This window comes from Bacillus sp. FSL R9-9497, from assembly GCF_038005805.1.
Classification (GTDB): Bacteria; Bacillota; Bacilli; order Bacillales; family Bacillaceae_G; genus Bacillus_A; species Bacillus_A cereus.
Window position 1 is genome coordinate 197,679 of sequence record NZ_JBBOTY010000001.1, and the last position, 12,064, is coordinate 209,742.

The following is a 12,064-nucleotide window of genomic DNA, read 5'->3' on the forward strand; positions in this document are numbered from 1 at the left end:
TAAGAGCGGAAAATACCATGCCCATTGTATGTAAGAAATTGTTCGTTTTCATTTTGTTCATCATATTAATCCGCTCCTTTTCGAATGGTTGTTACCTTGTTTCTGACTTAATTGTATGAAATGTTGCCGAAAGTCACTATCGAATTAGCTTACAAAAAAATTACACTTTTGTAAGAGAAATGAATGAAGGTGTAATGATAAGAAGATTTGACATATGTTCATGAGATTCATTAACTTAAAGATAGAGGTGAGTGTATGGCTAATATTAAAGATATCGCAAAGATGGCGGGAGTTTCAGTTACGACTGTTTCGAGAGTGTTGAATGATCACCCATATGTAAGTGAAGAAAAAAGAAAAGCGGTTATAGAGATAGTTGAGAAATTGAATTACTCGCAAAACGCAAATGCTGTTCATTTATCAAAAGGAAAGACGAATATTGTTGGTGTGATTTTACCGTATATTAATCATCCGTGTTTTGATGCGATGGTGAGCGGAATGATGGAGATTGCGTTAACTCATAATTACAGAGTGTTACTTTGCCAAACGAATTATAATAAAAAAGAAGAAATGAAAAGTTTACATATGTTAAAAACAAAACAATTGGATGGTCTTATTATTTGTTCCCGTGCAAATGATTGGGAAACGATAGAACCGTATGCTTCTTACGGCACAATAATTGCTTGTGAAGACAATGATATTTCAAACATCTCAAGTGTATATACGAATCATTCAGCGGCCTTTCAATTAGGAATGGATTATTTGATTGAGAAAGGTTATAAAAAAATTGGTTATTGTACGGGAAGAAAATTAGGGCCGAGTAGTCAAAAGCGTTTTGATGTTTATAAACAGCAATTGCAATCTATAGACGAAGAGGTTAATGAAGAATGGATTTTTACAGAATGTTTTACACTAGAAGATGGTGTAAAAGTGGCTCATAAGTTAAAAGAGATGCAGGATCTTCCTGAAGCATTAATAGTAGCAGGTGATGAAGTTGCGATTGGGGTTATGACAGAGGTTGAAAAATTAGGGATTCAAGTTCCTGAGGATTTAGCGATTATTGGCTTTGATAATCAACCTATCTCGCAAGTGTTACAATTGACAACTATTGATCAAAATTTAAAGGAGATAGGGAAAACTGCTTTTGAAATGTTGCATAGAAAAGTGAATGACGAGAGTTCTGAACAAGAAAAGCTGGAAATTCCATACGAACTTGTGGAACGCTCTACGGTTTAATTTTAATCCGTTATGTGTATAATCGCATAACGGATTATTTTTTTGAAATATCTTTGACAGGAAACGCGTTTCATACTTTATAAAGGAGTTAAACCGGTCTGTAATATCCATGGATTCTTTTCAAGTGTTAAAGCAGTGAATAGAATTTGGAGGAATATGCATGAATGAACTTTTATCGAGTATGAAAAAGTATGTAGATGATGATGAAAAGATTTTGGTTTTTGTGGTAGGGATATTTGAGAAGGATAATTTTATATTATCGTATCAACATGGGGTTTTTGTTGCCACTACTAGACGTCTCCTTTTTTACGGGGAATTTCCGTACTATCCTTCAACATTTAAAGAGTACTCATATTTGCATATAGATAGCATAGATTTTCATCCGTACTTTGAGTTTACTTGTAATCATGAAACCATTCGCGCTAAGTATATTCAGAAAGGGAATGTGGAGCAATTTGTCCGTGCAGTTAGAGCAAATATGAATAATTAATCAACCCTCTGTTTAAACATAATATTTCAATTTTTAAGAGGGGAAATGCGGAATAAAAACCACTTCTAAACCTCTAGGAGATAGTGATACAATGTCAAATGGGGGGAGGGGATGAACTATGGTTAATCAACGTATAAAGGAAATAACACTAATTACAATTGGTTCATTATTATTCGCAATTGGTATTAATTACTTTGCAATTCCAAACCGTTTATCGGAAGGTGGAATTATTGGTTTAACGGTTGTTACGTACTACTTATTTGATTGGTCACCAGGAATTGTGAACTTTGCCATAAATGCAATTTTACTAGCTGTTGGTTATAAATTTTTTGATAAGAAAACAATGATTTATACAATTTTAGGGATTGTAGAAACATCTTTGTTTTTATACGTTACAGAACATATTGAGTATCATGTAAATAGTGATACATTATTAGCAGCTTTATTTGCTGGTTTATTTGTGGGTATTGGATTAGGCTGTATGTTCAAAGCCGGAGGTACATCGGGAGGATCAGCAATCTTAGCTCGGTTAGCAAATCAATATTTAGGTTGGAGCGTAGGTAAAGGCGTACTAATTATTGATATTGTTGTAATTGCTGGTTCTGTATTTATAATAGGGCAAGAAAAGGCAATGTATACACTTGTAGCTGTGTTCATCGGAGCGAAGGTGATTGATTTCATTGTAGAAGGAATGGATACAAAAACGGCTGTTACGATTATTTCGAATCAACCAGATTTAATTCGTGAAGCTATTACGAAAAATATGACACGCGGTGTTACTGTATTAGAAGGGCGCGGCGGATATACTGGTAAAAATAAAGAAGTTTTATATGTTGTTATTAATAAACAAGAGCTTGTTAAGTTAAAACAAGTTATTAGCCGGGTAGATGAAGATGCTTTCGTTGTTATACATGATGTACGTGATGTACTTGGCGGTGGCTTTAAAGCAAGCTAAAAGGTGAACGAGTAAATTCGTTCACCTTTTTTAATTCTTACAAAAATGTAAGTGTAATGTAATGAGATTCAATAGTAGATTTTATTCCCCCTTTTTAAAATGGATGTATATATATCCTGAAGAGGAGGAATGTTTATTATGAAGAAAAAAATGATCACTACTATAATAGCGATGATAGTGATAGTAGTAATGTTACTGCCTACGAAACTTGGACCGGTTATCGATAAATATAATCCATTTTATAAGACGAAAGAATACTATACGGTTGTGAATACAATTGGTCAGCATATTGGTGATGAGTGGTATGAATATGAATTTATTGCATTCGATGAACGTGGTAGAGAGCAGAAAATAAAGAAAACGGTTAAGCATATGTTAAAGAGAGATGAAGCATTAAAGGTTTTTGCAAAAGGACGTTACGGTGAATCGATTGAAGAGATTGAGGTTGCAAATATTCCTATAAATGCGAAGAGTAAACTTTTAACGATGAGATAGTAAAATATACCCCTAGCTATTTTTTGTCGAAAATAAAAATACTGGGTAAGGGTATTTTAAGGGTTGGCAAAAAAGCCTTAGTCCATATAGACTAAGGCTTTTTTATTATATAAAGGGGAAGGGGGTACATTGTAGTAGCATGGGTGAAAGGTATAAGAAGAGTAGCTACTAGCAATGCAATTTGGTTATGTGATTGTTCTTCTTATTTGGCTTACTTTCTAACTTTATTGTACGAAATATAAGTAAGGGGAACTATCGAATTACATTACACATAACTTACAAACATGTAAGCCTTCTGTAATGTAATTCGATAGTTAAAAGATAGTAATTTTCATATAGTGTAACTAGAAAGTCTTAATGTATTACTTTCTGTTTGTAATGAAGAATGAAAAACCAACTAATTTTTAATAATCCTCATCTGAATAAAGATGAGGATCCTTTTTTAAACCTTACAACATTGTAAGGTTTACGTAAGTTAATTCGATAGTAAATTTGTCATATTTTTTGCATAATAGATACAGATAGAAAAATAATTAGGGATCTAGTAAGAAGGGAGAAAAATGGGATGCGTAAAGAAGAAGTAGTGAAGTTACCAATTAAAGATTTCTGTAGCTACTTTACTGTTGCCGTAGTGTGTATTGGATTATTTGATATCATAACAAACTTAATTGTTAAATAATATAGATGATAAAACAAGAAAGGAAGTCCTTTCTTGTTTTTTTTATGGGGGCATAAAGATGAAATGGATTGATAGTCATATACATGTTGATCAATATAAGGATGAAGAGAAGAACAGATTACTGAAAGAGGTGGAAAATAGTAATGAAATAAAGGGGCTTATTGCTGTATCTATGAATTATCAATCTTGTAAGGAAACGTTATCTTTAGCGAAGAAGTATCCCTTTATATATCCAGCGATAGGGTTTCATCCAGAGCAACAGATTCATAAAGAAGAGTGTGAACAGATTTATAAACTTATTGAACAGAACGCAGAGGAAATTGTTGCGATTGGTGAAGTAGGTTTGCCCTATTATTTGAGGAAAGAAGATGAAAGCATTGCTGTAGATTCATACATAGCTGTATTAAAAAAATTTATAGAACTAGCTAGTAAGTATAATTTGCCGATTATATTACACGCAGTTTATGAAGATGCTGACACTGTATGTGATTTGCTAGAGAAATATAAAGTTTCACGTGCACATTTCCATTGGTTTAAAGGAAGTGATGAAACAATGAAACGGATGATGAAGAATGGTTATTATATTTCGATTACACCGGATGTTTTACATAAGGAGAAGATTAGAAAAATTGTTTCGTATTATCCGCTTGAATATATGATGGTAGAAACAGATGGACCGTGGGAATTTCAAGACGATGTTATGACGCACCCGAGAATGATTCGAGATGTATTAAAGGAAATTAGTGTTATAAAAAACATATCTGTTGATCAGGTTGCAGAAACAACATATGAAAATACCATTCGATTTTATTTGAAAGGATAGGAGAATTATAATTTTCATAATGTAACGGAAAAAGTAAAAGTTGAATTTATTTAATAAAATGCCACGGTTTGATATATGAAAAAAACCACCAAGCGTTCCGCTCGGTGGTTTTTTATTAGGATTCTAATTTTTTAGCACGTTTTAATAATAAAAGAAAGACAATGATAACGAACCCCAGTATAAGGAAGAAGCCATATTGCTTTATATAATCAATTATGTCATTCGCACTGGTTGGTTTTTCAACGTGAATGCCGTCTTTATTCGTCGTAATATGAATATCTTTCATTTTTACTTCATTTTTTTCCTTTTGTAAATCAATCCATTCTATATTTGGAATACTTTCTAGATCCTTTAATACTTCTTTTAATGGTTTCACACCTAAGTAAGGATGATAAAATGCCCCAATAATCCCATCGGATAATTTAGCAACAGATAAAGCATTTGCTTTCATTTTAGCGATAGCTTGTGGCTTGTCTTCTTCAATAAAACCGACTGTTTCAGGCATTAATTTCATTCCATGTAGAAATGATGGTGTACTTCTATATGCCGGAGAGTGCATGGATTTCCAAGTTATATCACTTAACTGTAGTTGTCCTACATAAGTTGAAAAGTATCTTGATAATATTTCATACCCTTTTTGAGACATCGTGTAATGGGGTGCTTCAAATGCGACGGGATATAGTTTAGCATCTACAAGTTCTTGAATGCCTTTTTCAATATGCTCAGTTGTATATTTTTCTTCAAATTCTTCCCCTTTTTTTACGTATGCATTATATGCTTCTATATTAGGAAAGGCATCTTTTGTTTTTGGTTTTTCATGTTTCGGTTGGCGAATTGGTTGATCTGACTTTACGTCCCAAAATTCAAAACCTTCCCCAGTTTCACTATCATAAAATTGGTGCGTATAACCGTGCATAATAATTGCTGCACCCTCATCTTGCATAGAGCGTAAAAGATCGACTAGTTCGGGTTTATCTTTTAAATGTAGTGTTTTTCCTGTCTCTGGATCTGTATATACAGGAATAACAGTGATCATGTAAGGAATCTTTTTCTCTTTTAGTAATGTAGCAATTTCTTTTAATTGATTTATATCTGCGGCTGGATGGACGTCCTCAAGACGTAAATAAGCTTCTACCTTATTGTTCGTTGGCTTTTGTCCGAAGTAAGAAAATAACACTTCACCGATGTAATGAGACATCCAGTCAAAGAGATTTGGCGTTGCAACGTAATAAGAATTATTTTGTTGCACAATTAATGGATAAGGATTCTTCCCTTTTAAAGCGTGGGCAAGAATTGTTCCAGTTGTATCAAGATGTTTAATTGATCGTTCTTCCTCTAATGTATTCTTTATTTTACGTGTTGGATATTCAATTGTATCAGAGTTTATATCTTCATTTTTAAGTGTGATAAACGAAAAACGATTGGATAATTGTTCTATATTTTGACCTAAAAATAGTAGTGGCCCTGAGAAACTTTCTAGAAATTCTTTTGTTTCAGTAGAAAGTTCTTCTTGTTTTTCACCTAAGTAAATAATATGTGTATATGAAGATTTATCAGTTATTTCAGCTAACTGTTTTATGTTTTTTATTGTTATGTTATTAGTAAAATGTCCTACTTGTGTATTAAGTATTTGGGTATCACTTGTAATTTGATCATCGTTCGAACTGTATAAAATAAGGGCTTTTGGATTTGCGTTTTTTTGTGCGGAAATAGGGACAGGAATTAATAGTAGTAAACTAAATAAGAGTAGCAACCATTTTTTCATATTATTATTCTCCTAGTTTATATTTAGAATTCAATTTACAATTATATACAAAAAATGCGTTATAGTCTATGAAAGTTACATTTTTGCACGTATTTACCAGCTGTTTTTTCACAAAATCGGTCTAAAGCATGATGATAATACGTATAGTTATTTGCTATGATAAAAGAGTAAGAGAATGATGAAATTTGGGTAATTGTAAAGGGAAGAAGGCTGAAAGGGGACAAATTTCAGCGGAGAAAGAGGTAGAGGTAGTGAAGAAATTCTTTGTAGGATTTTTAGTTGTTCTTGGAGTATATTTATATTTCCAAGGAAAGTCTGAAGGAATGGATAAGCTAGTGAATGGAACAAGCTATGTTGATTCAGAAGAAGCAAAACAGATGAAACAAATCATTATAGAGGAAGCGAAGAAAGTAAATCTTCCGGAATGGATACCTCTTGCAATTGCCGAGCATGAAAGTCGATTAAATCCAAGAAGTGTTGGAGATAATGGAACTTCATTTGGATTGTTTCAACTACACCGCGGCGGCGGGCTTGCACCAGAACATTTAACTGATGATGAGCTGAAAGATCCACGTACAAATGCGCAAATTGCAATGCCGCATTTAATGAAAGGATATAAGCGTGGGGTGCAAAAAGGTTTGACTGATTTTGCATTACTGAAATATATAGCGAATACATCTGGATGGCCAGGGAATTTAGGGCCAGAGTGGACGGATAATAACATGAAGTATAACATCGGACTAGAAGATGTGTACTATCGAAATAAAGGTGTAATTAAAGAGTAGGTTTTCTATACCTACTCTGTTTTTTTATGAATAATTTCATCCTTTTCTTTCGTGAAATACTGCGTGAGTTGTATTTTCACCTCTTCTAGTTTTGTAGAAACTTGCGGTATTTTATATCCTACATACAATGGTGAAACGACAAATCTAGGTACAACTTTACAAATGATTTTTCCATTTAAGTAATAGAAGAATAAGTTATAACTACTGCATCCTTTATGGAAATCTATCAGTATGTAACGTACAGTTTGCTGAATGTAATTTGCCATTTCATCTATATATGAAATATTATCAATGATTATATTGAATTCAGTGAAGCCAATAATGGGATGCTCTGAAATATTAAGCTCAATGCGTTCATTTTTTTGAACAATTACCCCTTGGAAATTTTCTTCTTCAATATTTTCAAGATAATTTACATATTTCATTCCGATAATTTGCATGTGTGCATGATGCAAACTTCCACCTGAAAATGGACCGTGATTTTTGTATAAAATTACAGATGCAAATTCTTCGTTCTTCTGTAAGTGTAACCAATGTTGAATAGAAAATTGCATTAATTTTCGCATATGTTCTTCTGTATATGTTGCGATATGATTTTCGCAATTATCCGTTTCAATCAGCACCGTTTGAAATGTATCTTGTAATGTAGGAAATTTATTTTTTAACCAAATAATAGAACCATCAGTTGCTAAAATATCCGTTAAATGTTCTTTATCGCAAAATGGACATGCAGCGCTTCTATTCCGAATACTTTCTGGTTTTTGTTTACCGATATCGTTTAAAAAATATAGTTGTTGTGTATCCATTTGTATATATGCCCCTTTAAAATATGTGTAAAAATCCCGCTTAATACATTCGGGAAAAGGAGAAGGAAATCCTCTAAAGACAATATGGAAAAAATAAAAGACAAGATATCCTCATTACGATAGGGTACCTTGTCTTTTATTTTTTCTCTAATAGTGTGTATGGATAATATAGAACATTTTCATTATTTTTCTTTTTTCTATTTTTTATTGTGTATAAAGTAATTGCTGTGCTTGCAATTATAATAATGGCTTTCTTCATATTCATATACCCCTTTTTATTGTTGGTTTAATTCTTGGCTAACTGCTTTTGCATCGACTAAAGCGTGTAAAATCATTTTCACCATGTTCATCATATTTCTTCACTCCTTTTTATAGTTCATTTAATTCTTTTACAACTGCTTGTCCGTTCACTAATACCTCAAAGATTGCTTTTACGATTTCTTTCATCATGTTTGTTTCCTCCTTGTGTTTGTCTCTCTTGTTTTACATCTTTATTGTATAGGGAGGCATCTTTTCGTACTATCGCTTTCCATTACGTGAACATAACAGTTTTGTAAGATTTGATGTCACTTATTGAAATGTTTAGTCTATCTTCATTATTTTCAGAAAAATGACTATTCAAACATGAAATTGGAAAGTATAATAAAGAAGTAAGTATTAAATTCCGTACGAAAGGGGTGCATGAGATGAAACGTTCTTTAGCTGCGCGTGCCAAATTTTTAGATTTTATCTATTTTTGTCGTGCGATTTTTCATGATGTAGTTGTTAACGGGATACGTATGCCCTTTTTTAACAATTGCATAGTGACTATTGAACGATAGAAATCTCTTCACCCATTTTTAATAAACGTGTGAAAAGGGAGCTATTTGGCTTCCTTTTTCTATGCCGAAAACCATGGGGAATGTTTCTTTCTCATGGTTTTTTATATTGAAAGGAGTACGGAAAATGACTATTTGTAGTGTAAATAATGTAACGAAATCTTTTGGTGGAAACATCATATTTGAAAATATATCGCTTGAAATAAAGAATGGTGAACGTGTTGGGTTAGTTGGTCGTAACGGTAGTGGGAAGACAACAATCTTTGGGCTTCTAACGGGAATGGAGAGTTTGGATGCAGGAGCCATTCATATGAAGAAAGGTACACGTATTGGTCATGTCGCACAAATTCCGAAGTTTGATGAGGCCATGACTGTATATGATGTATTGAGTTCCGCTTTTAAAGTAGAAAAGGAATTAGAAAAAGAAATGCATGCTCTAGAAAAAAATATGGCGGAGGAGCAGGAACAATCTGCTTTGCAAAAGCTAATGGAGAGGTACGGAGTAATTCAAGAAAAATTTGCATTTCTCGGTGGTTATGAAATAGAGGCAAATATAATGAAGGTAGCAAATGGCTTACAAGTCACAAACTTATTTCCAAGAGTATTTACGGAATTAAGTGGAGGAGAACAGACGAAAATAAGCCTTGCATATATGCTATTGCAGAAACCAGATTTACTTCTATTAGATGAACCAACAAATCATTTAGATTTGTTTGCAGTTGAATGGTTAGAGAAGTTTTTAAAAGAATATACTGGAACAGTTATGGTTATTTCACACGATCGCTATTTCCTTGATGAAGTTGTAAAGAAAATTTTGGATTTGGAAGATGGAGAGATTCACGTGTACCATACGAATTATTCTCAGTTCGTTGAGGAGAAGGAAGAAAGGTTACTTCAAGAGTTTCAAGCTTATCAAGAGCAGCAAAAGAAAATAAAGAAAATGAAAGAAGCAATTAAGCGCCTACGTGAATGGGCAAATCAAGCGAATCCTCCGAATGAAGGATTGCATAAAAGAGCGAGGAATATGGAACGTGCGTTAGAGCGTATAGAGAAATTAAAGAGGCCGATTTTAGAAAGAAAACAGATGGGTCTTCAGTTTGAAGGGCAAGAGAGAAGCGGAAAAGATGTTGTTGTAATGAAAGAAGTGAGTAAAGGTTTTGCTGGCCGACCTTTATTTGAACAAGCGAATTTACATGTTCGTTTTCAAGAGCGTGCTGCTATCGTTGGTCGTAATGGTACAGGAAAGACTACATTATTAAAACTACTATTAGAAGAAATAAATCCAGACGTTGGTGAAATTCGCATTGGTAGTAGTGTCAAAATTGGTTATTTATCACAGCATACGTATGGAAATGTGAAGAGTAATGTATTGGAAGCGTTTAGAGAGTATGTGGCTGTAACAGAAGGAGAAGCAAGACATATATTAGCTAAGTTTTTATTTTATGGTCCAGCGGTGTTTAAGAAAGTAACACAACTGAGCGGTGGAGAAAAAATGAGATTAAGACTTGCGCAACTTATGTATCAAGACATCAATTTTCTAATTTTAGATGAGCCGACAAACCATCTTGATATTGAATCAAGGGAAGTTTTAGAGGAAGCCCTTGAGCAATATAACGGGACGATTTTAGCTGTTTCACACGATCGATATTTTTTAAATAAGTTATTTGAAAAGACGTACTGGATTGATAGATGCAAATTATTTGAGTTTGCAGGAAATTATGCATGGGCTCGTCAAAAGTGGGAGGAAAAGCTTGAGAAGCAAGTAATAAAGCAGAAACGCCAAGGGAGAAAAAGTGTTGAAACGGTTCCTGTAAAAGAGAAAGAAGCTAGGAATCTTGAAGAGATTGAAAATGAGTTAATGCATGTAGAAGAAGATATATATGCAATAGAATGTGGAATGGAACATGTAGCTAATGTTGAAAAACTTGAAAAATTATATGAGGAAAAAACGAAGAAAGAGTTGTTACGAGCAGATTTATATAATGAATTAGAGAATATTGTGGAGTAATGAGTAGAAAGCCACTTCCTTTCAGTTTTGCTGGAGGAAGTGGCTTTCTTCATAATGATATTTTGCTTTAAAGGTTAAATGAAGCGATGTGTTTCACGTGAAACAGTAACTTAGATAAATCCATTTTCCTCAATTTGCATAGTTTGTGAAACATATGAAAATGATAAGGTGAAAAATAAATGTCATTAGTGGTTTTTCGATAGGAGTAATTACAAAAACAAAGGCTAATTATTTCCCGAGAGATAAAGTGAGGGCTTTTACGGGCACCCCGACCCTGACCTAACTTCTTTTGCTTTCGCTGAATTTTGAGGTGGGGGTCTTACTGCACGGCAAATAGCGGGATAAATATGTGTAACAGAGACTAGTGAATGAAAACAAAAAGAGAGCAAAGTTACAGCTTTACGCGCTGAACTCTGCTCTCTTTTTGCGTGGCATCTTCTCTCGTTGAAATTATAATAGCGATCCCGAGCATGATAAAAAAAGCTAAAAAGAGGACGAACTTTGGGAAGAACGGGAATAGTAATAGCGCTCCGACTATCATAATTGTTAATAATACGTAGTGCAGGACGTATTGGAATAGGTTGTCCATATTTTCGCCCCCTTTTTGGTAATTGGTTATTAGTATTCTATGTTTCATGCTGAACGAATAGAAGTGAATTTTTAATTTTTTTATAAGAAATAAAAGAGAGCGATTGAAGAGTTTATTTCAACAAGTAAACGAAATTATGATGGATATTATAATCAGAAAGTAGATGAATTAGCTAAGCAAGCATTAGAAACGTTGGATATTGAAAAGCGAAAGGAAATTTATAAAAAATTATATCAAGAGTTAAGCGAAGCCCCGCCTGTAATCTTCTTGAATAATAGCAAAATGGTGTCTACACATCATGCACGAATTCAAGGATTATAAGAAGGTGACTATAACGGAGTTTTATTAAGTTTACCTAAATTAAAGATAGAATAATAATTTTAAAAAAATTCTTGAAATATTTATTTAGAAAGAATTGACAAAATATAACTGAAGATATAAGCTAATAACCATAAAGTCTACCGGAAAGGTCGGAATAAGATTGTTACCCCTCAAAAACATCTATTTTTTTACGATTAAAACCGACTTTTCCGATTGGCTATAAAATGTTGCTGTGGGAGGCATACATAAGGCAAGCAGTTCATAAGGTTTAATTATTAAAAAAAGAAAAGTTAGGGT

General features: G+C 33.3%; 12 protein-coding genes and 1 pseudogene. 9 read left to right on the forward strand and 4 right to left on the reverse strand.

Going from position 1 to position 12,064, the window contains the following annotated elements; translation table 11 throughout:
* Positions 1–255 precede the first annotated feature (255 nt).
* From MKY21_RS01145 to MKY21_RS01165, 5 genes are all read left to right on the forward strand, one after another.
* The gene (locus MKY21_RS01145) at positions 256–1,233 is read left to right on the forward strand and encodes a LacI family DNA-binding transcriptional regulator (RefSeq protein ID WP_001273898.1); all 978 of its coding nucleotides are present in this window, start codon (positions 256–258) and stop codon (positions 1,231–1,233) included.
* 160 nt (positions 1,234–1,393) lie between these two features.
* Positions 1,394–1,723 (forward strand): PH domain-containing protein, encoded by a 330-nt coding sequence (locus tag MKY21_RS01150; protein WP_001004249.1) that lies wholly within the window; start codon positions 1,394–1,396, stop codon positions 1,721–1,723.
* A 118-nt stretch (positions 1,724–1,841) separates the two neighbouring features.
* Positions 1,842–2,678: a YitT family protein gene (locus MKY21_RS01155; RefSeq protein WP_000248046.1), complete on the forward strand. Its 837-nt coding sequence runs from the start codon at positions 1,842–1,844 to the stop codon at positions 2,676–2,678.
* 138 nt (positions 2,679–2,816) lie between these two features.
* Positions 2,817–3,173, forward strand: a complete 357-nt coding sequence (locus MKY21_RS01160; RefSeq protein WP_000728422.1) for a YxeA family protein — start codon at positions 2,817–2,819, stop codon at positions 3,171–3,173.
* A 737-nt stretch (positions 3,174–3,910) separates the two neighbouring features.
* A complete protein-coding gene (locus tag MKY21_RS01165; RefSeq protein WP_341075266.1) occupies positions 3,911–4,675 on the forward strand; it encodes a TatD family hydrolase in 765 nt (254 codons plus the stop codon).
* 115 nt (positions 4,676–4,790) lie between these two features.
* Here the strand turns inward: MKY21_RS01165 and MKY21_RS01170 are convergent, their stop codons facing one another.
* Positions 4,791–6,440: a DUF2334 domain-containing protein gene (locus MKY21_RS01170; RefSeq protein ID WP_044795055.1), complete on the reverse strand. Its 1,650-nt coding sequence runs from the start codon at positions 6,438–6,440 to the stop codon at positions 4,791–4,793.
* A 251-nt stretch (positions 6,441–6,691) separates the two neighbouring features.
* Between MKY21_RS01170 and MKY21_RS01175 the strand changes: the two genes are divergently transcribed.
* The gene (locus tag MKY21_RS01175; RefSeq protein ID WP_000713249.1) at positions 6,692–7,225 is read left to right on the forward strand and encodes a transglycosylase SLT domain-containing protein; all 534 of its coding nucleotides are present in this window, start codon (positions 6,692–6,694) and stop codon (positions 7,223–7,225) included.
* Positions 7,226–7,236: 11 nt separating this feature from the next.
* On the opposite strand, the gene MKY21_RS01180 is transcribed toward MKY21_RS01175, so the two are convergent.
* Both MKY21_RS01180 and MKY21_RS01185 read right to left on the reverse strand, forming a co-directional pair.
* Positions 7,237–8,031, reverse strand: a complete 795-nt coding sequence (locus MKY21_RS01180) for a DUF4931 domain-containing protein (RefSeq protein ID WP_001998916.1) — start codon at positions 8,029–8,031, stop codon at positions 7,237–7,239.
* Between the two features lie 136 nt (positions 8,032–8,167).
* A complete protein-coding gene (locus MKY21_RS01185; RefSeq protein ID WP_001998915.1) occupies positions 8,168–8,296 on the reverse strand; it encodes a hypothetical protein in 129 nt (42 codons plus the stop codon).
* 421 nt (positions 8,297–8,717) lie between these two features.
* Between MKY21_RS01185 and MKY21_RS01190 the strand changes: the two genes are divergently transcribed.
* The gene (locus MKY21_RS01190; protein ID WP_000830643.1) at positions 8,718–8,852 is read left to right on the forward strand and encodes an RAxF-45 family protein; all 135 of its coding nucleotides are present in this window, start codon (positions 8,718–8,720) and stop codon (positions 8,850–8,852) included.
* 124 nt (positions 8,853–8,976) lie between these two features.
* Positions 8,977–10,857: a ribosomal protection-like ABC-F family protein gene (gene abc-f / locus MKY21_RS01195; protein ID WP_000150884.1), complete on the forward strand. Its 1,881-nt coding sequence runs from the start codon at positions 8,977–8,979 to the stop codon at positions 10,855–10,857.
* A gap of 391 nt (positions 10,858–11,248) precedes the next feature.
* Here abc-f and MKY21_RS01200 read toward each other — a convergent pair whose 3' ends face one another.
* The gene (locus MKY21_RS01200) at positions 11,249–11,446 is read right to left on the reverse strand and encodes a hypothetical protein (RefSeq protein ID WP_000369254.1); all 198 of its coding nucleotides are present in this window, start codon (positions 11,444–11,446) and stop codon (positions 11,249–11,251) included.
* Positions 11,447–11,548: 102 nt separating this feature from the next.
* Here MKY21_RS01200 and MKY21_RS01205 point away from each other — a divergent pair.
* A pseudogene (locus tag MKY21_RS01205) lies at positions 11,549–11,767 on the forward strand (ABC transporter substrate-binding protein); the annotation flags it as partial.
* Positions 11,768–12,064 lie beyond the last annotated feature (297 nt).